This is a genomic window from Endozoicomonas montiporae CL-33, assembly GCF_001583435.1.
GTDB classification, from domain to species: domain Bacteria; phylum Pseudomonadota; class Gammaproteobacteria; order Pseudomonadales; family Endozoicomonadaceae; genus Endozoicomonas_A; species Endozoicomonas_A montiporae.
The window spans coordinates 1,638,734-1,664,336 of record NZ_CP013251.1; the positions used below are offsets into that span (position 1 = coordinate 1,638,734).

The 25,603-nt window shown below is 51.0% G+C and carries 37 protein-coding genes; 4 read left to right on the forward strand and 33 right to left on the reverse strand.

All coding sequences use genetic code 11. The annotated features are described in order from the left end of the window. Positions 1-5: 5 nt before the first annotated feature. The gene (locus EZMO1_RS07245) at positions 6-422 is read right to left on the reverse strand and encodes a hypothetical protein (protein ID WP_034874439.1); all 417 of its coding nucleotides are present in this window, start codon (positions 420-422) and stop codon (positions 6-8) included. 17 nt (positions 423-439) lie between these two features. Then, positions 440-931, reverse strand: a complete 492-nt coding sequence (locus EZMO1_RS07250) for an ImmA/IrrE family metallo-endopeptidase (RefSeq protein WP_051789708.1) — start codon at positions 929-931, stop codon at positions 440-442. 191 nt (positions 932-1,122) lie between these two features. Between EZMO1_RS07250 and EZMO1_RS07255 the strand changes: the two genes are divergently transcribed. Together EZMO1_RS07255 and EZMO1_RS27765 are read left to right on the forward strand one after the other, a co-directional pair. Beyond that, positions 1,123-1,344: a hypothetical protein gene (locus EZMO1_RS07255; RefSeq protein ID WP_145912520.1), complete on the forward strand. Its 222-nt coding sequence runs from the start codon at positions 1,123-1,125 to the stop codon at positions 1,342-1,344. A 17-nt stretch (positions 1,345-1,361) separates the two neighbouring features. Then, complete coding sequence (locus EZMO1_RS27765; RefSeq protein ID WP_269077863.1) at positions 1,362-1,493, forward strand: hypothetical protein; 132 nt, start codon at positions 1,362-1,364, stop codon at positions 1,491-1,493. A 30-nt stretch (positions 1,494-1,523) separates the two neighbouring features. On the opposite strand, the gene EZMO1_RS07260 is transcribed toward EZMO1_RS27765, so the two are convergent. From EZMO1_RS07260 to EZMO1_RS07285, 6 genes are read right to left on the reverse strand one after another with little or no spacing between them, the layout of a single operon-like run. Next, the gene (locus EZMO1_RS07260) at positions 1,524-2,498 is read right to left on the reverse strand and encodes a contractile injection system protein, VgrG/Pvc8 family (RefSeq protein WP_034874435.1); all 975 of its coding nucleotides are present in this window, start codon (positions 2,496-2,498) and stop codon (positions 1,524-1,526) included. Next, the gene (locus tag EZMO1_RS07265; RefSeq protein ID WP_034874434.1) at positions 2,498-2,698 is read right to left on the reverse strand and encodes a tail protein X; all 201 of its coding nucleotides are present in this window, start codon (positions 2,696-2,698) and stop codon (positions 2,498-2,500) included. The genes EZMO1_RS07260 and EZMO1_RS07265 overlap by 1 nt, the downstream gene beginning before the upstream one ends. A 15-nt stretch (positions 2,699-2,713) precedes the next feature. Next, positions 2,714-3,013 (reverse strand): type II toxin-antitoxin system RelE family toxin, encoded by a 300-nt coding sequence (locus EZMO1_RS07270; protein ID WP_034874432.1) that lies wholly within the window; start codon positions 3,011-3,013, stop codon positions 2,714-2,716. 2 nt (positions 3,014-3,015) lie between these two features. Then, the gene (locus EZMO1_RS07275; protein WP_145912521.1) at positions 3,016-3,492 is read right to left on the reverse strand and encodes a hypothetical protein; all 477 of its coding nucleotides are present in this window, start codon (positions 3,490-3,492) and stop codon (positions 3,016-3,018) included. 14 nt (positions 3,493-3,506) lie between these two features. Beyond that, positions 3,507-3,908, reverse strand: a complete 402-nt coding sequence (locus tag EZMO1_RS07280) for a phage tail protein (protein WP_034874428.1) — start codon at positions 3,906-3,908, stop codon at positions 3,507-3,509. Further along, on the reverse strand, positions 3,901-6,240 hold the full coding sequence (locus tag EZMO1_RS07285) for a phage tail tape measure protein (protein WP_061509340.1): 2,340 nt from the start codon (positions 6,238-6,240) through the stop codon (positions 3,901-3,903). Before EZMO1_RS07285 ends, EZMO1_RS07280 begins: the two co-directional genes overlap by 8 nt. Positions 6,241-6,302: 62 nt before the next feature. Here EZMO1_RS07285 and EZMO1_RS07290 point away from each other — a divergent pair, with 62 nt between their 5' ends. Further along, positions 6,303-6,515 (forward strand): hypothetical protein, encoded by a 213-nt coding sequence (locus tag EZMO1_RS07290; RefSeq protein WP_061509342.1) that lies wholly within the window; start codon positions 6,303-6,305, stop codon positions 6,513-6,515. On the opposite strand, the gene EZMO1_RS25385 is transcribed toward EZMO1_RS07290, so the two are convergent. The 18 genes from EZMO1_RS25385 to EZMO1_RS07375 all read right to left on the reverse strand — a co-directional run bounded on the left by EZMO1_RS25385 (position 6,512) and on the right by EZMO1_RS07375 (position 17,916). Then, positions 6,512-6,631, reverse strand: coding sequence for a GpE family phage tail protein (locus EZMO1_RS25385; RefSeq protein ID WP_082211852.1), 120 nt, complete (start codon positions 6,629-6,631; stop codon positions 6,512-6,514). The genes EZMO1_RS07290 and EZMO1_RS25385 overlap by 4 nt on opposite strands. A gap of 23 nt (positions 6,632-6,654) precedes the next feature. After that, a complete protein-coding gene (locus tag EZMO1_RS07295; RefSeq protein WP_034874424.1) occupies positions 6,655-6,900 on the reverse strand; it encodes a phage tail assembly protein in 246 nt (81 codons plus the stop codon). A 14-nt stretch (positions 6,901-6,914) separates the two neighbouring features. Then, complete coding sequence (locus tag EZMO1_RS26585; RefSeq protein ID WP_160174037.1) at positions 6,915-7,061, reverse strand: hypothetical protein; 147 nt, start codon at positions 7,059-7,061, stop codon at positions 6,915-6,917. Positions 7,062-7,143: 82 nt separating this feature from the next. Then, positions 7,144-7,650: a phage major tail tube protein gene (locus EZMO1_RS07300; RefSeq protein ID WP_061509344.1), complete on the reverse strand. Its 507-nt coding sequence runs from the start codon at positions 7,648-7,650 to the stop codon at positions 7,144-7,146. Beyond that, entirely contained in the window at positions 7,647-8,807 is a 1,161-nt protein-coding gene (locus EZMO1_RS07305; RefSeq protein ID WP_034874420.1) for a phage tail sheath subtilisin-like domain-containing protein, read from the reverse strand. Before EZMO1_RS07305 ends, EZMO1_RS07300 begins: the two co-directional genes overlap by 4 nt. 103 nt (positions 8,808-8,910) lie before the next feature. Then, positions 8,911-9,135: a hypothetical protein gene (locus EZMO1_RS07310; RefSeq protein WP_061509347.1), complete on the reverse strand. Its 225-nt coding sequence runs from the start codon at positions 9,133-9,135 to the stop codon at positions 8,911-8,913. Further along, the gene (locus tag EZMO1_RS07315) at positions 9,128-9,703 is read right to left on the reverse strand and encodes a hypothetical protein (RefSeq protein ID WP_061509349.1); all 576 of its coding nucleotides are present in this window, start codon (positions 9,701-9,703) and stop codon (positions 9,128-9,130) included. The genes EZMO1_RS07310 and EZMO1_RS07315 overlap by 8 nt, the downstream gene beginning before the upstream one ends. A gap of 1 nt (position 9,704) precedes the next feature. Next, positions 9,705-11,384, reverse strand: coding sequence for a gp53-like domain-containing protein (locus tag EZMO1_RS07320; protein ID WP_061509351.1), 1,680 nt, complete (start codon positions 11,382-11,384; stop codon positions 9,705-9,707). A 146-nt stretch (positions 11,385-11,530) separates the two neighbouring features. Continuing rightward, a protein-coding gene (locus EZMO1_RS28025) for an IS1 family transposase (protein WP_420809906.1) occupies positions 11,531-12,288 on the reverse strand; the annotation gives its coding sequence in 2 pieces (ribosomal slippage) (positions 11,531-12,021 and positions 12,021-12,288; 759 coding nt in all). A 39-nt stretch (positions 12,289-12,327) separates the two neighbouring features. Next, positions 12,328-13,296, reverse strand: a complete 969-nt coding sequence (locus tag EZMO1_RS07335) for a phage tail protein I (RefSeq protein ID WP_061509353.1) — start codon at positions 13,294-13,296, stop codon at positions 12,328-12,330. Then, a complete protein-coding gene (locus EZMO1_RS07340) occupies positions 13,289-14,188 on the reverse strand; it encodes a baseplate assembly protein (RefSeq protein WP_061509355.1) in 900 nt (299 codons plus the stop codon). The genes EZMO1_RS07335 and EZMO1_RS07340 overlap by 8 nt, the downstream gene beginning before the upstream one ends. Beyond that, positions 14,188-14,523, reverse strand: a complete 336-nt coding sequence (locus EZMO1_RS07345) for a GPW/gp25 family protein (RefSeq protein WP_034874414.1) — start codon at positions 14,521-14,523, stop codon at positions 14,188-14,190. Before EZMO1_RS07345 ends, EZMO1_RS07340 begins: the two co-directional genes overlap by 1 nt. 6 nt (positions 14,524-14,529) lie before the next feature. Then, complete coding sequence (locus EZMO1_RS07350; RefSeq protein ID WP_034874413.1) at positions 14,530-15,105, reverse strand: phage baseplate assembly protein V; 576 nt, start codon at positions 15,103-15,105, stop codon at positions 14,530-14,532. Beyond that, a complete protein-coding gene (locus EZMO1_RS07355; RefSeq protein ID WP_034874410.1) occupies positions 15,089-15,616 on the reverse strand; it encodes a hypothetical protein in 528 nt (175 codons plus the stop codon). The genes EZMO1_RS07350 and EZMO1_RS07355 overlap by 17 nt, the downstream gene beginning before the upstream one ends. Position 15,617: 1 nt before the next feature. Further along, entirely contained in the window at positions 15,618-16,091 is a 474-nt protein-coding gene (locus EZMO1_RS07360; protein ID WP_222842210.1) for a phage tail protein, read from the reverse strand. 47 nt (positions 16,092-16,138) lie between these two features. Then, positions 16,139-16,465: a head-tail joining protein gene (locus EZMO1_RS07365; protein ID WP_034874407.1), complete on the reverse strand. Its 327-nt coding sequence runs from the start codon at positions 16,463-16,465 to the stop codon at positions 16,139-16,141. Between the two features lie 12 nt (positions 16,466-16,477). Further along, positions 16,478-17,467, reverse strand: coding sequence for a major capsid protein (locus EZMO1_RS07370; RefSeq protein WP_034874405.1), 990 nt, complete (start codon positions 17,465-17,467; stop codon positions 16,478-16,480). A gap of 80 nt (positions 17,468-17,547) precedes the next feature. After that, positions 17,548-17,916: a head decoration protein gene (locus tag EZMO1_RS07375; protein ID WP_034874403.1), complete on the reverse strand. Its 369-nt coding sequence runs from the start codon at positions 17,914-17,916 to the stop codon at positions 17,548-17,550. Between the two features lie 313 nt (positions 17,917-18,229). On the opposite strand from EZMO1_RS07375, the gene EZMO1_RS28030 reads away from it, so the two are divergent. Beyond that, a protein-coding gene (locus EZMO1_RS28030) for an IS1 family transposase (RefSeq protein WP_420809906.1) occupies positions 18,230-18,987 on the forward strand; the annotation gives its coding sequence in 2 pieces (ribosomal slippage) (positions 18,230-18,497 and positions 18,497-18,987; 759 coding nt in all). Here EZMO1_RS28030 and sppA read toward each other — a convergent pair. From sppA to EZMO1_RS07425, 7 genes are all read right to left on the reverse strand, one after another. Beyond that, a complete protein-coding gene (sppA, locus tag EZMO1_RS07390) occupies positions 18,940-20,211 on the reverse strand; it encodes a signal peptide peptidase SppA (protein WP_051789701.1) in 1,272 nt (423 codons plus the stop codon). The two genes, EZMO1_RS28030 and sppA, sit on opposite strands and share 48 nt — an antisense overlap. Continuing rightward, positions 20,211-21,713, reverse strand: a complete 1,503-nt coding sequence (locus EZMO1_RS07395; protein WP_051789700.1) for a phage portal protein — start codon at positions 21,711-21,713, stop codon at positions 20,211-20,213. Before EZMO1_RS07395 ends, sppA begins: the two co-directional genes overlap by 1 nt. Before the next feature lie 8 nt (positions 21,714-21,721). Then, positions 21,722-21,919 (reverse strand): phage head-tail joining protein, encoded by a 198-nt coding sequence (locus tag EZMO1_RS07400; protein WP_034874401.1) that lies wholly within the window; start codon positions 21,917-21,919, stop codon positions 21,722-21,724. A gap of 6 nt (positions 21,920-21,925) precedes the next feature. Further along, positions 21,926-24,028: a phage terminase large subunit family protein gene (locus EZMO1_RS07405; RefSeq protein WP_051789698.1), complete on the reverse strand. Its 2,103-nt coding sequence runs from the start codon at positions 24,026-24,028 to the stop codon at positions 21,926-21,928. Further along, the gene (locus EZMO1_RS07410; protein WP_034874399.1) at positions 24,018-24,527 is read right to left on the reverse strand and encodes a DUF1441 family protein; all 510 of its coding nucleotides are present in this window, start codon (positions 24,525-24,527) and stop codon (positions 24,018-24,020) included. The genes EZMO1_RS07405 and EZMO1_RS07410 overlap by 11 nt, the downstream gene beginning before the upstream one ends. A gap of 411 nt (positions 24,528-24,938) precedes the next feature. Beyond that, entirely contained in the window at positions 24,939-25,187 is a 249-nt protein-coding gene (locus EZMO1_RS07420) for a hypothetical protein (RefSeq protein ID WP_034874393.1), read from the reverse strand. Then, the gene (locus EZMO1_RS07425; RefSeq protein WP_051789696.1) at positions 25,187-25,600 is read right to left on the reverse strand and encodes a hypothetical protein; all 414 of its coding nucleotides are present in this window, start codon (positions 25,598-25,600) and stop codon (positions 25,187-25,189) included. Before EZMO1_RS07425 ends, EZMO1_RS07420 begins: the two co-directional genes overlap by 1 nt. Between the last annotated feature and the right edge of the window lie 3 nt (positions 25,601-25,603).

Consider the following 25,603-nt stretch of genomic DNA (forward strand, 5'->3'; position numbering starts at 1 on the left):
CAGCGTTACAAGATGGGATCTTGCCGATTGGTGCCAACCTTTTCCGGTTTCAACAGCTCGTGCTTGCCATTAAACAGGTCTGAAGCAATGTAGCGGATAATGGCGTAGGTGTAGATCAGGCTGCCATTGATGAAGAAGCCGAATACCCAATTACTTAGCTGGAAGCCGAATGGTCTGAACCCTTGACATAACATAAGCAACATCAGGAAGCCCACTTGTATGCAGAGCAGGACGTAGATTTTTTTATCGAATTTTTCTCGGTGCTTCCTTCTGGATCGATGCCATTCAAGCTGTTCTTGCTGGATGCTTTTTAGTTCTGTTGATGCTTCTGCTTGAGCATTCTGTATCAGAGAGGTTCTGGCAGCTTGTGACTGTCTCTTAAGAGAAGAGAATAACGTATCCTTGTCGTTTACCTCAGCCAACCTTGGCCTCCTTAAAATTACATCAAACCGAGTACTCTGGCTCTTACTTCTGCAGCATATTCACTGACTGCAAAGTCGGCTGCTACCAGAGAAGCAATTCCAGACCAATGAGCCCAGCTGTTTATGAAATGCTGCTCTGGCATAAGCAGCTCAGCTGCAAACATATCAGCTTCTTTCTCTCTGGTGTTTTTTGGTCCGGGCGTCCGGTAGTCAACAAAGTTCTGGTCAGGATTGGTTGGATCAAAATGCAAGACAATGTGACCCAGCTCATGAGCAAGGGTGAAAAGCTGTCTACGGGCTGAGTCCTCATCATTGAGGTAAATCATTTTTTGCGAGTGGCTGACAGCACCAGCAACATTTCTGGTTGACTCATCAGGTAAGAAATTCTCGTAACCATATCCAAGGCGAGTTGCAACTTGTTCTATTGGAACGGGAATCTGATCGCCGATATCAAGGCTACGTATTAAACCGTTAGCCCGCTCCTTAATTTGCTCTCTTGTATAACTCATCGTACTCTCCCCAGGAAGGGCTATAGTACTTATAATTCTTCGACCGTCAATAATAATCCTTCCGAATTCAACTTATCAGCTTGACTTATTTCCTGTCTAGGATTATCGGCGTGAATTATTAAGATTACAGATTTCATTCAACAACCTCATCCGTTATGGTTGTAATTTGAACAGAAGGAAGGAACCTGACAATGAACCCAACTCAAATCATGGACAAGATTTACAAGCTGCTGGATCGAGTGGGTTTTCTGGCAGACAAGGCTTATCAGGAACATCTGAAGGCAGAAGAAGCAGCTGGTCAGCCAGTGGCGTTCAATATCAGTAAGGAAGCTGAAGAGGTAATCGCTTCATTCAGTCAGGAAGATGTTTCGAAAGTGGTTGAGCGTAAGAAGCGGTTGTACGGGTTGGGTTAAATGGAAGAGACACCGAAATGAATCACAAAGAGTTTGATACAGAGCTTTTGAAAGAGCTAAAAACTCTAAAGTCTATGTGGGCTAAAACCCTTGATAAGGTTGAGGCAACGGCTAAGAAAACTGAAAAAAGCAAGCAGCTTGATTGTTAAAAAGAAGCCCGGTTAGTTCCGGGCTTTTCTTTAACCCACACTCTCCGCCCGTATCGAAGTCACGAACCCACTCCTCCCCAGTTTATGTGTCACTTGGTTAATAACCCACTCCCCATCAACCCCATTGCGGAATCCTGTCAGGGTCAATTTCCCCTCTACTCGCAAAGATGGATTCCCCGGCAAGGTCAGGCTTGCAGTTTGGGTACCGCGCTGAAGGCTGTCCAGCTTGGAGCGGGCGGCTACTTTTGCCGCTTCTTCGTCAGGGTGCTGGCCTCTCAAGGTGTAAACGGGCTTGGTGTCCGGCTCTCCCACTCTAACGGGTACCCGTTGAGCCGTGGCGCTGTTATGCCAGTGTGCGATGACGGCAGTGTACTTGCCCCGGTCGGTCATGGTGAAGCGGTAACGGGTGAGTTGTTCGGGTGTCAGGCTAATGGCAGGCAGGTCTTTACCACTGGCGGTGCGGCCTTGTCCTTTGGGAACAAACAGTAATCGTCCTTCTTTTATTGTGCTGACCGCGTCGTACTGTCTGGCCAGTCGGGTGAGGAAGTGTAAGTCCGACTCTTCAGTCTGGTCGATGTGGGCAATGGTTTTGTCTTTCAATGTTTCAGCAATCACCGGCTCAAGTTGATGGTTGCCGGCAATGGTGCGGGTTAAGTCATCGAGGGTGACGTTCTCCCAGCTTCGGGTATTCTGGGATTTGAGGCTTTGTCTGAAATCAGCAGCCCTTGCCCGGATGGTGAGCGTGTCAGGTGGGCCTTCCATGTTGAGCTCGTCCACAATAAACAAACCCATCGGGCTGAGCTTGTCGTTACGGTAGCCCAGATGCAGGAACAGTTCGGCACCGGTTCTCGGTAAGCGTACAGATCGGTCACGGTCATCGAGCTTGATTTCAAGTGTGTCAGACTGGATACCTGATTCGTCTGTCACGCTCAGGGAGATAAGCCGATCCTTAATGGCATTGGTAATGTCCTGACGGTCGGCTTCAAGAGTAAATACGGGCTGCATCAGTCCCACAACCTCACTTCTTTCTCAGCTTTCGGCGCGGCAATATTAGGCAGGTTAATAACAACCCCTGCCGGCAACACAGCCCCCATCTGCGCCAGTCTGGGATTAGCCGCCAGCACTTGTGGTAATACGTCGGTGCGCTGGTAATACTTCAGGCAGATGTCGTCGAGCATATCGCCGTCGCGTGTACGGTAACGCATGGGGAGTCCCTGTAATTAATGGGTTTTCTTTTTACTGCGGCTTTTAAGAGACCGGTTCTTGTAGGCGTCGTGGGTCTCGACTGAAAAGACCTGATAGTGATTTTCTTCCAGCTTTCTGAGGTGTATTCGCCAGTAGAGGTTTACCCGGATTGTGTAACATTCAGGAAAACCGGTCATTGACTCAAAATTAAGGGAAGGGTATTGAGGGTTGGCAACAAATGTCTTCAACTTGTCTTTGACTTTGCTGTGTAAGCTTGAGGGTACGTGCTTCTTTAACTGCTTCTGAAACCTTGGATGAAAATCAAGTTTGATCATTGTTATAAGGAGTCAAATACTTCGTCAAAGTTGTCCCCTTCCCTGAAGGTGGCAACGGGAGGGTGGTCTTTTTGTCGTTCTGAAAGCACGCAAACAAGAGCCATTCGAGTATCCCGCATAATCTCAACAATGGAATAGCTATGGCTTAGGAAGTGGTTTAAAACAGACTCAACTTCCCCGCGTCGATGAGGACTATAAGAGGCAGCTTTGACTAATTTATTCTCTGCCCTTTTGCGAAGAGGCTTATAGGCCTTGTTGATCATCTTCTCATTGGCTTCAAGGTCATCAATCCTTTGCTCCAGATCCTCGTCAGATAGAACCGGAATGCTGATCATCAGGTTCTCAAGGCTGGATGTCATATGACGGTAGAAGTCCTGACAGGTATTGATCACATCTTCACTACGAGTCAGGTCGCCACCGACAAAAGCGGCAAAGTTATGCTCGAACCGTTCAAAGCGTTGTTGTGTATTCATAGTCATGAGTCTAAACCCCATTAGCTCCCTTGTCGATCCTCCCCATACTCCACCAGTTCCAGTCTGAACCGAATATGCCGGGGCGCGCCATTGGCTAGCAGGTCGCCCCGGGTTTCTTCGATGCGGGTGATACACCACTTGCCCCACACGTTACCCAAACCATCGGTCATGATTAAAGGCTCGCCCTTGCCTGCCTGTTCCCGCATAGCGTCAATCTGTTTCAGGCCGCCTTTATAGTGGGGCAGTATTTCACCTTCCAGGTGAACAGTGTCAGCATCGGGTCCGGTGAACTGTTGGGCGGGTTTCCGGTTGACTCGCTGTTGTGCCTGCCACTGGTAACGGCTGGAACGTTGCAGAGTTTTGTACGCTGCCGTGTTTACGCTGAAACGGTACTCGCCCAGAGTCATTAGTACATCACTCATCGTGCTGGGCTCCCTGTTCCTGATAGGCGTTCTTCTCGTCGATCCGTTCCATAATGCGCTCGGTCAGGGCTTCGGCGTCTTCGTCCGGTCGCTGGTAAATCTGGATGCGTTCGACGGTGGTCATTTGCTGCTGGGTAATAGGTGCTGGTGCAGCTACAGCGGGTGTTGCCACCAGTGCAGCGGTGACAGCTGCGGCGGCTCCCGTTTTGGGTAGATTACTGGCAACGGCTTTTTCAGGTTCGGTATCATCGCCGGTAAACAGACTGCCCACTTTATCACCCAGCATACTACCGCCAACGCCACCAATGATGGAGCCGAGTACGCCACCAACAGCAGTACCGATGCCGGGGGCGATGACTGTTCCCAAAGCGGCACCCAGTTTCGCACCACCTAAAGCACCGCCAATACTGCCTGCCGTGTTGCTAACATCGGCGGCTTTTTCTCCGGCACTCAGGTTGCTGTTCATCAGAGTAGAGCCAACACTTAACGCTCCAATCCCTGCGCCGACCAGTCCCAGTTTGCCACCCATGGCTTTACCGGCACGGGCAAGTCGCCCGCCTTTTCTTGCCTTGCCGCCAGCAGAGCCTATCCCTCCAACACCAGCCCCGCCCATTTGCAGACTGGCTTTTTTCGCTGTGAATCCGAGCATCGCTACTGCACCAGTCAATGCAGCAATGGCGGTAATCACCGGGGCAGTGATCAGGGCAATGGTACCAATGCCCCCGATCAGGCTGACAATACCTGTGGTCATGCCGGGGCTTTCTTCCACAAATTTGTTGATGCCTTCAATAATGTTCTCAATCTTGGGCATCAATCGTTCCAGTACCGGCAGCAGGGCTTGTCCGATGCGCTCCTGCAGGGCTTGCCAGCGTTGCTGCATCAGCTGGATCTTGTTGCCAGTAGTGTTGGAACGGTTATCAAACTCCCGCTGCATACTACCGGCAAACTGTGTTTCATCATTGGTTAGCCGGACGGCTTTTTGGTACTGCTCAAGGCTACCGGTTAGCAGTGATATGTCGTCTGCGTATTCGGTACCAAACAAGTTAGCCAGTACGCCTGCCCGTGACTGGTTATCCAGTTGTGACACGCTTTCCAGAAAATCACTCAGCGCTCCTTGAGCATCATCACCAATGGCCATTGACAAGTCGCTGGCCGAATAGCCCAGTTCTGCCAGTCCGTCCTGAAACTTTGCGCCCTGTTGCTCTGCTGTCTGGAGTTTAATTAACAGAGCATTGATAGCCGTACTGGCCACTTCAGGTGGTTTGCCCAGGGCAATAAAGGCATCGGCTAACGCAGCCGCTTCCCGGGCAGACAAGCCAAAGGTTTTTGCTGTACCACCAATACGCTGGAGTGCAGGCACAATATCGCGGGCTTTCGCTGCCGTGTTATCCGACAGGTGATTAATAACATCACCCAGCTTATCCATTTCAGAAATAGGGATCTGGTAAACGTTAGCCAGCTTCGCCATGGCGTCGCCTGCTTCTTCCGGCAGCATGTCAAAAGCGGTGGACATTTTCGCCACGGTTTCAACAAAGGTAGGCAAAGCATTGCGATTCACACCCAGCTGACCACCGGCGGCGGCAATCTCTGCCAAGCCTTCCTTGGTGATGGGAATGGTTTTGCTCATTTCCTTGAGCTGATTACCAAAGGCTTTAAATTGCTCCGGCGTGTCAAAGTCTACCACCTTGCGCACGTCTGCCATCGCCGACTCAAAATCAATGGCTTGCTGGAGTGGTGCTCTAAGAATGTTGGTAAAGCTTTGCCCGACACGCCTTGTAGCCTCTCCCACAAACATCATGTTGGCAGATCGTTGCAGACCACGGTCGTATTTCTCGGCGGCTTTGCTCAGGGCTTTGGATCGTTGTTCAATGGCCTTCATTCGGTCGCCGAGCTTACCCATTTTACCGGCGACCTGTTCGTTGGCCTGACCCAGATGTCGGGTGTCGATGCCTGCGCTGCGCAACTCGCCGCGCATCTCCCGGGTTTCATTGCGTAAGGTCTGGTGCAGCGTCGCCAACTTCTGGCATTTCTTCTTGGAGCGTTCAAACTCTTGCTGAAGTTTCTTGGTGGGCTTGCTGGTTTTTTGTAACTCTTTTGCCAGCTGCGAGGTTCTCAGTCGCGCCTTGTCCAGTTCCGACGCTGTAGACCCTAGCTTGCTCTGGAGTGCTTTCAGGGCATCAATGTTTTTTTGATGTCCTTTCAGTTGTGACAAGGCCTTTGTCTGCTTGCCCAGACTGTCAGAGAACTTGTCGGTACTGCGGGTAATTTTCCGAATTGGAGCCGTGACTTTATCCACCGCCTGAATAATCACGGAGAGCTTGGTATCGGCCATGCTATAATAATCCCTTAGTGTTCAGGCTCGTATTCAAACCTCGTATCAGACAAGGATGCCCGATGAATAAAGTGCTGACTGTCATTCGTTTTTTGTTCACCGTCGTTGCGGCGTATTTCCTTCTCTATGGCTTCAAGGAAATTGACTTCCTGTTTATTGTGTTGGGCTTTCTGGTTTATGGATTCGGTATTGGTTTGACACTGCTGGTAGACGGCAGCCTGAACGACGAAGGCTGTAAGGATCGAGGCGGGCCGACACACATTAGCCGATATTAACGATTGTGTTTTGGAGCCCTTTCCAGTGCCAGCTTGTGAAAGGCAACCAGTTCTTCCAGTGGCATCGACTTCATATCTGGCAGTGACCAGTGAAACAAGATCGCAAGGTTAGCCATTAATGGCCGGAATTCATCCGGCTTTAAACCAAAAAACCCGCCGCCTTTTCTGAGATTTTCTCAAAGTCAGCAACGTCCATGGTGCTCACTACTGCCGGTGGAATGTTCGCCAGCCTGGCGAGAATAGCTGTACCCCGTTTCAGTTCGTTTTTTTCATGCTCAACCGCTTCCAGATCCGCAACGGTCATCCGTCGTAAATGCAGAGTATCGGTTTCAATGCCATCCACTTCGATGGGGTATTGCAGTTTAAAGGCTTCTTTTTTGCTCATGTTGATAGTCTCGTTTAAAAGTAAAGAGAGATAGCTGCAATCACAGCCGCTGTACCAAATAACCAGGTGGACAAACTGACAATAAATCCAGCCCGGTCTGCGCCTTGGGGAGTCATATCGCCTTGTACCTTTAGTTGCCCGTTTGTTTTATACTCTTCCATATGGTTCATTCCTTTGGCTTGGAAAGGTTTGAATCAAAAGCCCGACTGTTTGCAGCAGCCGGGCTTTTGTTTTCAGGGTTTGTTAAATACCCAACGCGTCCCGCAACTCGGCGGTTTGATCCACACCATTGATAATGCAGACCAGGTTGACCGGATCAATCTCATGAATCACTTCACGATCAATGGTCAGCCGGTAGTAATGCAGGGTCATACCGACTTTCAGGGTGGTGTCGTCGCCGGGCTTCCAAGTACCATAGTCAGTTTCTTTGATCAAACCGCGCTGGGTAACAACGACCTTACCCTTGTTACCGTCCTGACTGACGGTTGCCCCACGGAATTCAAAAGGGACAGTTTCACCCGGTACCACTTTCAGCTGCTTCAATACCGAACGGCTGCAACTGTTGAGCGTGAACTCGCTTTCCATCTTTTCCACTTCACCAGTGGGAATATCCACCGGTGCGCCCATACCGCCCGCCATGTACTCCCGAAACTTCGGAGTGATTTTGGGCGGTGACAGTTCCTGCGCCTGACCGACGAAATCCTCGCCATCAAAGTACAGGTTCATATTGACCAGGATGTCCTTGATCATGCGACGATCTCCTCCAGGTAATCATTGTTCAGGTGGCTGCGGAAGGTAATGCGTTCTGCAGGGCTGAAAGGACCGAAGTCAAAGTCGAAGTAAACCTTACCCGCCTGAATCGATTCTTTGGTATTCAGTTCAGCATCTGCCCAGCACTTACCACCCTGAATGGCGCCCAATGCTTTCAGTTCACGCAGATAGGCATTGACGCCATCAGTGACGTTTTCCACATAGGTCTTGGTGATGTTGCGATCCACTGCCCACAGGTGCGCCCGCTGGATGCTGTCCTGAATAATGTCTGCCGTACGTCGTACAGACAGGAACGCCCACTGAGGATCAGCACCAAGAGTGCGGTTACCCCAGAGCCGGAAGCCGTTTTCACGGATGATGGTGCTGACGTTCTCTTCGTTCAGCAGGTTGGCCCGGCTGTTCACATCGCCCAACGCGAAATCAACCGGGCGGGCTGTGCCGATAATACCGCGCATTTCGGTATTGGACGGTGACCACCAGAAGCCGCGCTCGTTGTCGGAACGGGCAATCATACCCGCCACCCTGGCAGACGCAGGCTCAACGGTTTCGGCGTTCAGGCTGGTGTCCCAAACCCTTACCCACGGATCCACCAGATAAGCACGATGGGAGCCGAAGTTATCAGCGTACGTTTTGGCGGCTGCGTCGTCGGTGTTGGGTCCATCGATAATCGCTACAGCTCGCAAACGTTCTGCCACCACGACCAACTCGGCACCGCCAGCATCTTTATGGCTGAAGTTTGGCGCACAGAGAATACGGGGCTGAACACCCACAATACTCTTGGCACCCAGAAAGGCATGAACGCCCTCGTACTCACCGCCAGCACCTACACCGCCAATCACATTGGACAAAGTGTCAGCATCGTCTGACCCTTCTTCGACACGCACCACCACAACAGCAGCACCCACCTGATCGAAGATACCATCAATAGCAGACGGCAGTGTGCCACCGTCGCCCAGTGCGGCGGCTTCCGTGCGGTTACCGGCAATCAGTACCGGTGTATTGACCGGAAATTGAATCGGGTCGGCATTGGGCGCTGTACCAATCAGCCCGATCACGGAGCTTTTGACGGTGCGGATCGGCCGCGTTCCGCCATCAATCTCCACGACCTCAACGCCATGTAAAAAGTCCGTGGCCATAGGTTCTCTCCTTTGGAGTGTGGTTAATTCAGGACGACTTTCCTGAAGGCATAAAAAAACCTCCGGTTGGGAGGCTCTTCAATTCTGTGCAGGTAAAGCGAGCCTACAGCGCTCGCTTACCTTCATCTTCTTCTATGGATTTCTCGCAATGGTTGCTATCAAACCAGTCCAGCACCCGACACAGCACACAGCCCCAGCGCTGACCATTGCGGGCAGCTTTGGCGGCGCGGCTGCTGATGGTTTCGTCCGGGTCGCCTGCCAGCAGTGTGTTGGTTAACTGGTCGATGGCAATCAGCAGGTTCCAGAAATAACGGGTGATGTTATCCATCGGGGTTGAGTGCCTCCAGCTGCTCAACAAACGGCTGGGCGATGGCCATAAAATCGGCATCGTCCGGGGCGTTTTCTACCGCTTGTTTGCCTTTTAAACGGATGTTGCGGATCTCGTCCAGCTGGCTGAACCAGTAGTCGCCTGTCGCCTTGATGGTTTGGGCGGCGTCCTGTTCGGTTCTGCCGAAGGCTTCAGCGTCACTTTTGACGGGCTTGGGGGCTTCGCCCTGGTAGCCGGAATTGATCCACTGTACTGCTGTGTCGTAGGCGCGTTGGTATTCGGTTTCTATGAATGCTGAGTTGGTGGCGAATCGGGTTCTTGCGGCTCCGGCGGCGTTGTCGATGGCGGTGCAGGTAGATAGACGACGATCAGCTACCGAAGCAACTTTTTGTTGAGAGAGGATAGGCCGCCCTGTTTCAGATGCCTCTATCCGCTTTCCAGAGGACTGTCCTTCTAGTAAGGACTGGTACTCCTCATGTGTTATTTTAACCACATCATCCGGCATGTTGTTTCCATGCAGTACCGATGTGTAAAAACCGCCGGTTTGTTTACTGTAATAAGTATCCATATTAATGTCCTATCGCAAACCATCTTAATCCAATGATCACACCGCTGTTGTTACGTGCAATATAGAATTTGGCAGAAGTCTGAGTATATTCTCCGATTGATGTATACGTGTCGGTTGACACAAATCGCGCCTCAAATGAATTCATCAGTGTTATGAATGTGCTGGTAGGAAACGTAACCGGGAATGTGACAACTGATGTCCCGTCGGCACCTGTTACAGAAATCCCCCATTGAAAAATAAAACCACCCAACCACGACGGCAACGCCATGTAGCCATGATCACTCGAAAAATTGTAAGAAAAACCGGCACGCAACTTCTTTGGAGTGACGGCGTTACTGTCATTTGTTCCTGCATTCACTTCTGCCTGTGTGGCAATTTCCACAAACCCTTTTATGCTCTCTGTAGCATTACGCGCAAACGAATTTAACCGGCTCGCCAGTGTCTTAGGCGTCACCATCCGTGTATGAGTTGTTCCTGCATCCACCTCTGCCTGCGTCGCAATCTCCGCCTGCCCGCGTGTTGATTCTGTTGCCTGCCGTGTTCCGTCATCCCGTGCAACATCCACTGCTTTAGAAGTGGCAAGGGTTGTGCTTGATGTACTGGTTGCCGAGTCGCTGACGCCGGTGACCTTTGTGCCGCTGCTTAACTGGATACCGCCAAGTTTCAGGTTGGCGTTACCTTCCGAACCTTCCGACGCATCGGCAACCATGTGGAATTCATTGTCGCCATCGTCGTACCAAATGTGGTCTAAGTTGGTGCCAGAACCGCTGTAAACAATGGGTTTGCCGCCGGTGTTGATGCCTTCATTAAATTTTGGTCGTACATCGGTGCGGGCAAACTTCGACGTTAAAATGCTCCATAACTTCTTGGGTGTAATGATCCGACTGTCATCCGTTCCCGCATCGGCTTCTGCCTGTGTCGCTACTTCTGCCACGCCACGCCGACTTTCTGTAGCGGTGCGGCTGTTTAGCTTTTTAGGGGTGATGGCTTTGGTGTCATCGGTGCCGCCGTTCGCCTCTGTTTGAGTGGCGATTTCCACAAACCCCTTGATAGTTTCGGTAGCGTTTCGGGTGAACGACGCCAACCGGCTTTTCAGGGTTGCCGCTGTTATTACCCGACTGGTTGATGTGCCTGCATCGGTTTCTGATTGTGTCGCCAGTTCGACCACACCACGTCTGGAAGTGGTGGCGGTTCGGTTGTAGAGCTTCTTGGGCGTAATGAACCGGGTGTCGTCGGTTGATCCGTTGGCTTCGTCTTGTGTCGCAATCTCTGCCGTACCCAATAATGATTCAGTCGCCTGTGGCGCATAGATTGACACATCACCGGACGGCGCAACGGAACCCGGCGCGGCACTGAGGTTCAATTGTTCTGCCAGTATCAGGGTCGTGGTCGATCCTTTGCTCTGGATGACGGATCCGTCATCGTGCTGAACCGTGGCGAACAGCGCACCGCCATCGGTGATGAAGTCCATCTTTGTTACGTCGTAGCTTTCGGTGGTGCTGTCCTGGGCCACCACGTAAATGCGTGATGGTTCGATGACCTGAACGCCCACCAGGTCAAGCCGCTTTATTTTGTTGTTGCCATCAAACAGGTCAACGTAGCTGAGCGTCGCGCCCGAAAAGCCGTCAGCCTGAGCATTAATGGCCGCATCAATGCCGCTCTGGTGAATCATCATGCTCATTCCCATGTTCCTCTGTGAAGTACGGTGATTGATAGCTGTGACTGCAAATCAAACGGTGCGGTGTGAACTGTTCCGACGTTAAAAGTGAAGTCGCTGCGTAACGGCTTGGCCTGTTTGATGGCGTTGATGGTAGTGGGCCAGAACTGTTATATCGCGTGAATATTGACCCCAAACTCAACTTTATTAATCAATAATCCAATAACAATATCGTGCATCTTTTCGAGCTTTGAAAAACAAATTGTCTTTCTGGCCAACCGTTTAATCCAAGTCCGAAAATTAAGGTTTTTACGCTCTATCTTCTGAGTGTTTGCTTTACCAATAATATGCATGTTTTCATCAAGGTGTCGCTCATAGGCTCCCCAATCATCGGTGTAAAATTTATTAATACCAAATGGCTTCAGAAGTGTTTTGAGTTCTTTAAAAACTTCATCTTTCCGTTTTCCGAAAACATAAGCAAGCACGGTATTTGTAGCGTGATCAACAGCATACCAAAGCCAGCGTTGGTTCGATTTATCATGAACATACGACCACTGCTCATCTAGCTCAGCCTCTTGGCAGACAAGCCCTACATGAATAATTGCATCTGACTTGAGATCAATAGTTTGAATATTTGGGTTGACCTTTACCAGACCGCTTTCTTTTTTTTTAGAGTCTTTATTACTGTTGTCTTGCTTATTCCGAGTACTTTACTTGTATCCCTGATTCCGCTGCCATTTATTGCCATATCGATGATTTTTTCTTTAACGCCAGGCTCACAGGCCTTGTAGCGATATTCAAGCATGAAGGTTTTGATTTCACATTTGTCATTACAGCAATAGTATCGTGGAACATCATGAGTGCTGTATCCGAAAGGCCGAACTTGGTTACTGCCACATGTTGTACAGAGGACTTGCGTAAGGCACATTTTTAAACCGCATTTTTCAAAGTTGCCGAATGTCGTATTTTAGCAGACAGGGCTAGAATCACAGAACTGTGCCACTACCGCGTTGATGATGTCGTCCTGCAGGTCGGCGTCGGGTCGAAAGGCTGCGGTTTTGATGGTGCCGGGGGCGTTGTCGGGGACGGTTTCGCCTGCGTGGCTCCGGCTCCAGCCTTGTTTGCCGTTTTCAAACCGTGGGTTGGGGATTAGTTGTTTGTTTTCGAACAGGTCCCAGCATTCCAGTTCTGCGACCTGTGCGGTGCCGGTTCCGTCCCGGTAGTTGACGATAAACATGGGGCGTATGTAGGCCGTGCCGGGGCGAAATTCGTGATGGTCGTCACCAGTGCCGGTGATCTCGCCGTCAAACACCTGCCAGCCTGCAACGGTCAATTCATGACCACTGACCGCACAATAACGATAAGTACCTGCACCACCGCTTATATTCCTGAACGCCTTATCCAGCGTGGCAACACCTGCATAAACTTTATCCGGACCGGGACTGTCAACCGTCTGCCGAACCTTGAAACGTATGCGATAGACCCGACTGGTCTGCACGGGGATAGGTTCAGAACAGAACACCCATTCATCGTGGCCTGTACCGATTTCCAACACCGGCAACTGTCGCTCATTATCCTGCGCCGACAGATCCACGCTGAACGTGTGCGGTAATCCCTTCGGTGTTTGCTGCCACCACTCGGTAATGTTGGCCGTAGTACCGAATCGGGCAATGGCGTTTTCAACCGCTTTTAAACTGCCTTTAATGCGGTGTTGATAGAGTGCGTCTTTTAATGACTGGCGCTTGATGTGTTCCGGCCAGTCGTCGTTCCAGTCATCCACTGAGAACGCCCACGCGAGATAGGGCAAAAACTCAACCGGGCATTGATCAGGGTTCCAGAGCTGGCGGTAAATCACCGGCAACTGCTCAATGCGTTCGGTGACGCTGGCGAGAGCCCGTTCTTGTTGTGTAGCTGAAGGTGGTAGCAGGTCAGACACTTTCTGCTTCCTGCTTTTGTGTCAGTTCAATGGCTGAACAATAAGCCGCTTCGGTATCGGTCGGGGTGATGTCGGCTGCTGGTTCGTGCAGAACAACACGACTGACGCCTGCCTGTTGCAGTGCGCCGTAAATACCCGACACTGGCACAATAGCCCCGAGTCGGTGTCGCGTTTCTACAAACTGTTGAACCGCATCGCGGGCGGCATTCATTACCTGTTCTGCGCCTAAACCACTTTGGGTGTAGAGGTCAGCCCGGACACGGTAGGTGGTGATGGTCGCACCCTGTACGGTCAGCTCGTCAGTCAGCTGCCTGACGTGGGTCTGGTTTAAATGGTCGGTGACGGTTTGCAGCAGTTCGTCGGACGGTGTGCCGTCGCCCTGTCTTGAAAGGATGGTGTTGATAATGCTGGCGTCGCCCTGCCGTTTGGGTTGGGCGTCTTTCACCTGACCGTCTGCGCTGAGGCTTTGGAAGATGTACGAGCCTTCTGTTCCGGCGTTGGTTTGGCCTTCCATAGACAGTTGGATTCTGTAACGCAGATCGGTGTCACTTTCGTAGACAGGTTCACGGGGTGGTATGGCGTCCGGATCTCCGGCATCGATGACCAGCCGCTGGACATTCCAGAGTGCGCCCAGGTTGTCGAGGTCTGAACCGGTGGCATAAGGCAGCATCACCGCCTGTGCTTCGTCGTTGATCTTCGCCCGTAACAGCATTTCGCGGTAGGCGCAGACTTCGAGAATTTTGTAAGCCGGTTCGCTTTCCACCGGTGCATCAAAGTCGGGATAACGACGGCTCAACTCTGCCAGTATCTCGCTGAGGCTCTGCTCAAAGTCCAGCGCTTCCACCACTTTGGGCGGCGGTAACTGGCTGAGGTCGATTACCGTAAAAGCCATTAGATGATTAATCCTTCCAGTGTTACGGGTTTGCCATCCGGTAAATGTTCGCCTTCAATATCCAGCGTCACCTGACCACTGCTGACACTGACTACCTGTACTCTTTCGAGCTTTAACCGTGGCTCCCATTGATCAAGGGCTTCTGCCACAGCGGCATAGCATTCTGTTTTCCAGGCGGCGTTAACCGGCTCATCAATCAGGTCAAACAATCGGGAGCCGTAGTCACGTCGCATCACGCGGGAGCCGATAGGTGTTCGCAGAATGTCAGCAATACTCTGGCGCAGGTGTGCCTTACCGGACAGTGCTTTGCCGGTGTGTGCGTCGATGCCGTTCATGGTGTTTTATTGCTGCTGGCCAGTTGTGCCGGTAGTCGATGGACCGGACGCCACGCCGGAATGTTTATGGCTGTTATAAATGTCCCGGTCAGCCTGCATGCTGCGGGTCTGGTCGGTGATGTCTTCAGTGGCTTTGATATTGCCGTTTACGGTCAGGTCACCGGTAAAGTCGATGCCGCCAGTACTGACCAGTTCAGTGGTGGATCCGGACGGGAGCTGCACTTTCAAATGATGGTTTTTACGGTCGTACTCAAAGTGTGCGCCATCGGAGAAACGGTAAATCTCTTTATCGGGATCGCTGGACAATGCCGGTAGGTTTTCCTGATAACCACTACCCAACACCCACGCCTGCGCCGGATCGCCACAGGGGCACAACAAAATAACCTGTTCGCCCACTTCCAAGGGTTGCCAGTTGCGGTTATTACCTGCCCGCGAAGTAAGCCAAGGTAGCCACTGGGTTTTTAGCTTGCCAGTTTGTACTCGTACTTTTGCCTGCTGGTGATCCACTTCAGTAACAATACCCGGGCGTACGACGTTGGCTAACTGCCGTGCCAGCTCAACTACATCAAACGATTTGTTCATATTTATTTTCATTGTCTAAGCCGATGTCGGGATCAATGCCGACCATCACTGTGTCAGGCAGTAGGCTGTCGTCGGGTTCGGGTTCTCCGAGGTAGACGGTTTGTTCCCAACTGACGACCCAGGATTCGAAACCGGCTTTGCCGGGTTTGAAGTCGGCAGGCTGGGCACTGAGGTTATGAGGATGGCTGACTTCCGAACCCAGCCCCCAATGGTTGTAACGAATCTGGTGCAGAACTTCAGCGGCAAAGTTGGCAATGGCAATAGAGACTTTGTCAGCAGGTAAGCCCTTCTCCGGCAAAATGGCGCACAGTGAAAAGCTGCACTCGACAGCGGTGCGACCATCACCGGTTTCATTGCCACCGTTCATATGATCCAGAGCCAGAAGCAGTGCCGGTGCTTTGATGTCTTTCACCAGTGGACTGTGAACACGCAGCGTCTCGACTTTTTGGGCGAAAGGTTCCTGAAGGCTTTCAACAATAGCCTCGTGTACTTTGGTTAGGGTCAGACTCATATCAGCTTTTATCGTGATTCAATGCGTAGTTCAGTTCTTCATTGAGTCGGCTGAGGTAATAGCTTTCAGCTCTTTTTTCCAAACGTGCGATTACTTCAAATCCGGGCTCTTCAATATCAATCTGCACTTTTTCAATAGGAAGCCGTGATTCACCGGATCGTTTCCAGATATGAGGGGAGCCGCCATTAACAGAGGCTACAAAAGCACCGTCAAACCGATGCTTGCCAGCCCTTGCGCCGAACTTTGCCTGTTTGGGTTCTCCCGCCCTGCGTGCTGAAACAGGGTTAAGCCCGATCCATATGTTGCCGGTCAGATCACCGGCATCAAAGCTGGACATGACCCGATAGCGTATGTTCTTAAGGGGAATCAGGGTTTCTTTCGCAATGGCGCTGGCCAGCTGACGTGACAGCCAGTTATGGGTTTTACGCACAGCCCGCCGCATGGCCTTGGCCAGGGCAGAGCTTTTACTCAACATGAAGCCCTTTATTAAATCCTGATCTGCAGCAGACAAGTCGATATTGATCACAACCAGTTACCCGCCTCGGAAGACTGGGTATCAGCTAGCAGAATAACGGTGATGCCCGTACCATCAGGCAACTGTTTACCGGCTGTAAATTCTTTGCCCTTGATAACCAGCGTGTCGCTGTCGTTAATCAGGGCGGCATCTCCATCCAGTACAGTAATAACCGGAACGCTGTAATCCAGTTCCAGCTTGGCTAATTGACCTTCTTCGGTAGGGATGTCAAAGACACCTCCAATAACCTGACCGTCTGGCAGTTGTACTGGTGTTGAAAAGGTTTTGACTGACCGGCGGTTAGCACGGTCAGCCATTCTGTCCCAATTGGGCATCGTGCTTTCCCTTTACAGAGTCAGTTCGATGATGCCCTGGGGCATGGTGCACAGGTTAAGCGGGTTGGACTGGGCTTCCAGTTCAACACTCTTGCCCATGCGTCCCGGCTCCTGCTTGGCGTAGTAGGGCAAGCCATCGGTACCGACGGTTTCCATGTAATCCGCTGGTGCGAAATTGGTGACGAACATATCGGCTACACCTTCGGGTACCAGGTAGGCTTTGTCGTCTGCCACAAACTTCTGACCGTTGAGCTTGCCGCGATACTCTTCCCAGCGAACGTCCGCAAAGTCGAACCCGCCACGGGGATCGTTACGCAGCATTTCGCCCTGGTTGTAACGCTGGTAGGCATCGGCAACCGCCTTGTGATCGCAGAAGCTGTCAAAGAAAATACGGCCGCAGAGCGCCCGGTAGCCGTCAACGTTGGCTTCCAGCGCATCTTCACTCATGCGGATGCCTTCGCGCACCTTGGTGCGTACCTTGGTGGATTCGGTTCCCAGCTTCAGTGAATGGGACTGCTGAGTCAGACCGAAAGCGTCGTAGACATCGAGTAATACAGAACCGTCCGCATCCAAAATCTTGCCGATAATGGCGCCGATACGCTGAAACTCAATGGTGACATCGATGGCGTTACGCATCTTTTGCAGACGACGGTTGACCACCGCTTCAACCATCTCCTGATCGGTGGTACCAAAGGCACGCTTGCCAATGATTTCATCGGCAAGGATCTGCGCCACCAGTGGCAGGTGTGTGGTTTTAAAGGCAACTGCATTGGCTTTGTCACCCGTCACTGGTGTACCTTCAGCGCCACGGGCTTTGGCTGGAACAATTGCTAAACCGTTCTTGCGCTTTTCGATCATCACGGCAGTGGTCGAAATACCTTCTTCCATAAACAGCCCGAGGGAAGAAATACGACCCGGCTTGTAGGTCGTTTCGTTAATGCCCTTGGTCAAATTGATGACCGAAAAGGCGTCGTCATTAAAGACGTCCATAGTCAGAGGCATGGTAGTGCTCCGTATCCGTTGGATTTATTAAAGGTTGGAATACTTCAGAATTGGGTAAAACTACGACTCTGGTCGCTACGTTAAATAGCACCGCTGCGAACTTTGATACCTTTCGCCAGCAAGGCAGTAACCGCTGCATCTTTCTTGGCAGCAGTAATGCCATCAGGCCAGACCAGCAAGTCGTCAATCACTTGTGCATCCAGATCAATCAAAACCGCCTGCATATCACCTGCACTGGCATCGACACGGGAATACAAAACACCGGCTGCATTCTGGTTGCCATCCGTGCCAGAGGTTTTCAGGTCGGTGAATTTACCGTCGGCAGTCAGCTGCCCCATCACGGTACCGGCTTCATAGCTGCCACCAGTGACAGTGACCTGTGTACGGCTGCGGTCGCTTTCGGCTTCGGACAGGAGAAATTCGCCAGCCCGGGCTTGCTCTGTTTTCATGGGATTTCCTCGGAAGGTTTGGGAAGGTCAGGCGTAGCTAAACGTCAGCTACGGGTTAATCGTCCGAGCTGGACGGTTAATTGGTTTGACGGCTGTTTGTTTCGCTGCGGCGCTGGTAAATGGATGAGGCGTTAATCGTACCGCTGCCTTTACCATCGTCAGGATTTTGGTAACTGGACTGCTCCGGATCGGCAACCGCCTTGGTCTCGGTGATCGCAATGGCAATCGCTTTATGGTAGTGGCACAGTTCTGTGATTCTAGCCCTGTCTGCTAAAATACGACATTCGGCAACTTTGAAAAATGCGGTTTAAAAATGTGCCTTACGCAAGTCCTCTGTACAACATGTGGCAGTAACCAAGTTCGGCCTTTCGGATACAGCACTCATGATGTTCCACGATACTATTGCTGTAATGACAAATGTGAAATCAAAACCTTCATGCTTGAATATCGCTACAAGGCCTGTGAGCCTGGCGTTAAAGAAAAAATCATCGATATGGCAATAAATGGCAGCGGAATCAGGGATACAAGTAAAGTACTCGGAATAAGCAAGACAACAGTAATAAAGACTCTAAAAAAAAAGAAAGCGGTCTGGTAAAGGTCAACCCAAATATTCAAACTATTGATCTCAAGTCAGATGCAATTATTCATGTAGGGCTTGTCTGCCAAGAGGCTGAGCTAGATGAGCAGTGGTCGTATGTTCATGATAAATCGAACCAACGCTGGCTTTGGTATGCTGTTGATCACGCTACAAATACCGTGCTTGCTTATGTTTTCGGAAAACGGAAAGATGAAGTTTTTAAAGAACTCAAAACACTTCTGAAGCCATTTGGTATTAATAAATTTTACACCGATGATTGGGGAGCCTATGAGCGACACCTTGATGAAAACATGCATATTATTGGTAAAGCAAACACTCAGAAGATAGAGCGTAAAAACCTTAATTTTCGGACTTGGATTAAACGGTTGGCCAGAAAGACAATTTGTTTTTCAAAGCTCGAAAAGATGCACGATATTGTTATTGGATTATTGATTAATAAAGTTGAGTTTGGGGTCAATATTCACGCGATATAACAGTTCTGGCCCACTACCCGCTTTATGAACACCTTCAGCATGACCACAGTCTTTGATAATGGTTTCGGTTTTGTCCTCAAGACCGGCAGCGGTCAACACGTCACGAATTTTTCCGGCTTCGGCCAGTTCTGCGGTGGCCTGCTCCATAGTGGCGCCGGACTTGATCAGGCTGGACGCCATAAAACCAAACTGTTTGCCTTCGCACAGTTCCAGCAGTTCGGCGGCATCGGCTTTTTGTGGGGCTTCCGGTTGCGGGGCTTCGGGTGTTTCAACCGTTTGTTGTTGTGATTGTTCCGCAGGGTCTTTCACTGCGGGGGCTTTGGTTTCCTGAGTCATAATGGTCGCTCCTTCTGGCGAGTTAACGGTCAGGGTGGTCCCCACAGTGAGCAGGGATTGGGAAAACTTTTGGAGAACATCATCAGCAGGCATCACTTCATCCACCAGGTTGTGGGTGATGGCTTGACCGGCGGTAAAGATACCGGCTTCGGTATTCTTAACAGCCTGCTGAGTCAGGCCGCGATATTCGGCAATTCTCTGGGTGAACAGGTCGTAGGTTTCATCGACGGACGTTTGAATTCTGCTTCTGACCGCTTCTGGCAATGGCTCGTAAATATTGCCTTCGGTCTTGCGGGAACCGGCATGGATCAGGGTGATGTTCACGCCCATCTGTTCAAAGTTTTTGCTGTAGTCAGCATGAACCACCAGTACCCCGATGCTGCCTACCTTGGCGCTACTGGTGGCAATGATCCGGTTACAGGCAGACGCTAACCAATAAGCGCCGCTGGTCATCTGATTGTAGGCCATCGCCCAGACCGGCTTGGTGCGCGAGATTTCACGAATCAGGCGGGCTGTGTCATCCACATTGTCCACCATGCCGCCGGGGCTATTTACATCCAGCAGAATGCCTCTGACGGTTTCGTCTTTTTCGGCTTCTCTCAGCTGGCTGCGAAGGTCGGCATAAGTGGTCATATTCCAATAACGACCACGACTTAACAGCATGCCTTTTACTTTAATAATGGCGATGCCGTCGGTGGTGGTTTTGAAGTCGTTGTAACCATAGCGGCCTTCATAATCCACAGAACGCTTCTGGGTCTGGACGGCTAATTGTTCGGCATAATGGGGAGGCAACAATAACGGGCTGTCGTAGACGTCGGCCGCCAATGTTTGGGAGCCTTCGTATTCAGGTAATAGCTGCTCGGATAGTAGTTGTTCAGGCAATGGCATTAGTCGTCATCCTCATCGGGGTCTGGTTCCGTTTTGCTGCTCGTTGGTTTTGCTTCTGGAAGACCTTTCCGGTATTCCATTTTCCGGCGCTCGTATTCAGCCTGCTCCCTTGCTACTTCATCAGCATCGAGACCATCTTCAGCGCACACCTTCGGCATCGAGGTCAGACTGCCGTTAATGGCATTAATCTTGGCTTTCACATCTTGATCCGGGTTGTTGTACTTCCAGCCATCCGGACGGGCTTCGTGGGCAAGGTAGTCAATGCGATTCTGGAAGTAATCGCCGGGAGTGGTCACCGCTCCGGAAGCGATGGCAGCGTTCACAGCCCAGAGCCAGGCATTGCGGCACACCTGATAAATCAGCAAATGATCCTGAGCCATTTCAATGCCACGACGGTATTCATTCAACACACCCCGTAACAAACGATCGTTGACGTTTTTCCAGTCGCCGGTCAGTAGTTCGTAGGGAATGTTTTGACCGATGGCAATCAGCTTGGACTGCCAGCTCATGAAATCGTTATAGCCCTGTCCGGTATTGTCACCGTTGAATACTTCGATACGTTCAGTGGGCAGCAGGTTCAGGAAGGTTCCGGGGTCTACATGCGCTTCGGGCATATCACCGTTTTCAGGATCAAGGGACTTGCCGGTAATGGGATCGTACAAGAAGTCATCTTCAGTGACGTCCTGATCCCTGTAAATGGCGCCGGTGATGGGTGAACGAGTCTGCTTTCGGGTCAGTTCCGCATCGTCGTAACTGTCAAAGGTGTAAGCCTTCAGCAAGCTTTGAACCGGATCGGGTTCGCCACGAATCTGCCCGGGACGGGTTGGCATGTAATGATGGATCACCTGGCTGGCAGGAATCCGCATCAACTGCCCCATATCCAACGCATCAGCGTCTTCGCCCGGATGGGATTTATACATCCAGTACGCCACCCGACGACCTTTCCTAAACTCAACACCCTGACGAATCATGTTGCCGTTCGCCCGTACCTGGTTCAGATCCTGCGGGACAAATTCCGATTCCAACACCTGCAGCTGCATGGGAATCGCCAAACCTTCGGACAGGCTGCGGGCGCGCATTCTGATAAATACTTCACCAGCAGTACGACGCGAACGAACTGTCTGAGACTGCAAGCCGTTGAAGTCGAGAATACCTTCAGGGTCAGCCTGTTTTACCCAGAGTTTCCACAGGGTGTTCATCTGTTCCTGAAAAGTTTTATTCTGGGCAGTACTGCGAACAGTGACACCGGTTCCCACTTCGTTAATGGTGTTCTTTTCAATGCCGCTGTAGATCAACGGCATATTGCGATACGCCGCACGGGTACGGTTACGCAGAGTGTTTAATGTGTTTCTTAACGCACTGTTGGGACCGTGGGCAGGCGCATACCAGTAACGGGTACGGGGGCTTTGTTTAGCCGCCTCATAACTGTTCGGTAATGTCTGGCCAGACACTAACGGCTGACCATCCAAGCCGATAATGGGCGAAACTCTGCGTGCAGTCATTCTTGTTGTTATCCCTTGCAGGTCGTCATTCGAACCGCACGAATCCGGCGCTTGCCTGCCAGTCTTTGAGCCACAATACGACGGGCTTCTTTCAATTCTTTGATGGAGCGATAACGGACTTTACGACCATCGGCGAACGTGACTTCCAGCTCGCCCGCTGTGATCGCTTCGTCAAGGTCGTCGAGTTGTTGTTGGGTGAATGCCATTTATTGTTATCCGATTTTGAAACGGGTTCGTCGTCCGCTGCGTCTTCTTCTTGGGGGTACATTGGCCGGACTGCGTTCGTCAGTCAGAACTTCTGAATTCTGATCCAGAGGTCTTGCCCAGGCGGGAGCGTTATCCCAGTCCACTATCTTGTGAGCGCCTTTATGGATTGCTGCGGCAAGGCTGTAGCAACACAGGTCAAAGGCTTCGTTCGCACCCTTGCCCGGCTTTTCCCAGACACCGTTGGCGTTACGGACTTCGTAGGTCAGCTCATCAAAGAACCATTCACCCAACCAGTCCGGAAAGTGAATGTATCCCGGTCCCGGTGTTTCTCGACTCAGTGCGTTGGCAATCTGATCTTTCAGTTCGTTAGTAGCAAGCAGGTAAATAGGCACATCACCCGCCGCTGATGCTTTACGATCCTTACGGCGGGTATTATCCGGAAAGCTTTCTTTAATCAGGCTTTGTTGTTTTCCACTGGCACCTTTCACCAGCATGATCCGGCGGTGATGCCCGTTACGCTTTGCCCGGCGGTAAAACTTGTAAGCCTGGTCGGTGACACTGGTCTGGCCTGACGTGCCTTTTTCACCACCAATATCAATGGCGGCCAGTAGCGGGGCTAATCGTCTTCCAGAATCATCAGCCAATGGGTAGCTTTTGTTGATGACCTGATCAATCAATAAATCCCAGTCTTCGGGATAAGCCGACGGGTCGATGGGCAGAAAATTGCCGTCATCGTCTTTGCGCTCACTGTGACGGATGTTGTAACGATCAACCACCCACTTTTCCATGCCTTCACCGTAGGCATGAACCTGAACAACGAATCTTCTTTTCTTTCCGCCCTGAACATCCACCGATGCCGTTGAAAATCGTGCCCGTAATGGGATGGTGCGCTTTACGGTTTCTTCAGCCCGGTCTTTCAGGGAGTCGGATGTTCTGGCTTCGGCTCGTATATGGCTTAAGAATGGCCGCCCAATATCCGTATTAACCGCCAGCCTTAGCGGGCCTTCGTTATTGGTTTTTTCAAAAATCTGCAAGGCTGATAGCAAATTGAAAACCAGCTGTTGCCAAGTTTGAAACGCAGCTGCCGGACCTTCCATCCAGAAGCTGGCAAAATCACTGCGGCGGGGTTCACCTTCCAACTGTCCGAACTTGTCAACCTTGCAGCCTTCAGGCACCCAGACTGCGCTATTCATCATTCTGGCTTTTTCGCTGGGTGGGATGGCATTGGAACCGCAAATTCCACATATAGGACAGTTGCACACCACTGTTTCACTGGCTGCTTTGATATCCGTTTCTTCCTTGTCCCAGTCCAAATATTCAAACCGAGCCGGAAAGTACATCTGGCATTCAGGGCATTGCCAGTACAAAAGACGACGATCGCCAATATTGTAAAGGCTGAGAATACCCACAGTGGGTGGAGCTTCATGTGGATTTTCTGTTGTCGCTTTCCACTTTGGGTCGATCACCTCAAAACCTGGTGAACCTTCCGCTACACACATACCACGAGATCCGAACGTCTGGGTACGCTTTAGCGCCATTCCCCAGGCTTCACCCTCGCCGCCAATATCTCTGGGATGCTTGTCGTAATCAGTCAGAACAACCCGGCGAAAATCGGAACCGGAAAGAATCCGTTTTGACGGATGACCAATTTTCAGAAAGTTACCTGACCTGAAGCGACGGTCAAAAATATTATTGTCATGTCCTCTTGGACTAATGCATTCCCTTAACTTCGGGCTATTCTCAAGCATCGGAGTAATTCGGGTTTTAGAAAACTCGGAAGCCTTTTCCTTGCTCATCTGTACAATCAGGAATTGCGACGGGTCACACTTAACGTCATAACCAAGAAAACCATCGACGAGGGCGTTGGTTTTAGCTGTTCGGGCAGGACCAGCAAAGATGACACCCCGATATTTGCGGCTGTTAAGCAGGTCGAGAGGTTCAAGTATGTAGGGTGCAACCTCCGGATCCCAAGGCTGGTAATTTCCTGACGGCCCTTTTGTCCAGACGTACCGGGTAATGGCTTCACTGACCTTTAGTCGTTGAGGTGGCTTTAACAGCCCAGCAATGTCAAATCTGACTTTTTCGGCACTGCCGTGTTTAATCATCATCGACTAACTGCTCAGCTCCAGACATAACAGCACGGTGATACATCTGCTCACGAATAGCATCAACTTCTGACTGTACTCTTTCCAACACATCGCCCGATAGTCCGCATTTTCTCTCAAGTAAATCAGTCAGGCTGTCCAGAGGATCAACAATTGCGCTCACAAAATCGGCGTACCCTTCTGCGACTTCACTGTTTGGTATGAGCTGACCAACTTCTTTTTCCAGAGCAACTCTGGAACGCTCCGAATCAAACCAGTCCTTACGATCTTTAGGAGGCATCTTGTCAAGAGAATCGTAACCACCGTAATCACCATCAACACCCGGTGCCGGAGCAAACACGGCCTTGGCAGCATCAGCCACCAGATAAAGAGGCGCGTTCCGTTTCTGATCAACTGGTAGAACATTTGCCTGCTTCAAGCGTTTACGAACCGTATCCCGGGAAACTCCAAAGGCTTCTGCCAGCTGGGTGATGTTCCAGTGAAATCTTGCTTGGCCATCCATACCATTCAACGTTGCCCGAGCTGACGATGACAGCTTTCTTCAAATGTTTATTCTGATAAGGCTTTTCGTCAGCGTCGTCAGGTCTCAGCCCAGCAACCACGGGGAATACCCCCACCTGCTGCTGACGACCATAGAAACCCGAAATTTACTCAAACTCCGCGCTCTCCGTCTCCCCGTGGTGGTCACTGAGAGGGTAGGGTCCCATCGGTTAGTGGCTCGATCCATGTACGCATTGACACCTGCTGGCAGACTCTCGCGCCTTCTTTTACAAGGCAGCTTGTCTTTGAATCAGTCGCCAGCTCCATCGACTCTGGTGCCTTTCTAATGTCACCGGTGTAGATGCCCCAGCAGAGCAAAGCGATCATAATAGTGAGTAATGTGATTAAGACGTTCTTCATTAATTGCTCTCTATCAGTTCCGCTCAATCAACCGATCCAGCTTACTGTTCATCTTGTCGATGCTGGACTTGAGTTCTTTCCAGGCTTCCTTGTTGGCTTCCCAGTTGCGGTTCTGCATTTCACGAACCTGCTCAATATCCTTGGCGTTTAAATCAATACGCCGTTCAATGCCTCCACCCCAGACGAACAATGAGGCAATCACCATAACTGTGCTGATGATATGGGTGATGCTTACCTTGCGATCCAAGTGCCAGTGCTCCATTAGCTTTTACTCCTTGCTCTTATAATTCCCTCTGCTGTACCACCGGCAAAGTAGAAACCAAGGATGATGGCAAATGGTACACCCAATGTGTCGTTGTTCTTGTTGGCCAGCTCTTTGGAGATGTCCAGCACTGTGTTGCTTCTGCAGATCATTTCAGTGGCGCAAGGTTCCATGAAAGCCGCGATGACCATCATGAATGCACACACCAACCAGACCAGTACGTAAGGAATACCAACGGTGAGAGCCAGAAAACGCTGAGCCAGTTTGAAGGGTTCATACGCTTTAAGCAGTCTGAGGAAATGTCCGGCCTTTTCCTGGTTGGTGAAGATCGCTGCATCGATGCCGTTGTAAATGCCATCGGTTGCCTTCTTGATGACATTGTCACTACCGAACAGTTTGCCCCAGAAGCTCATGAT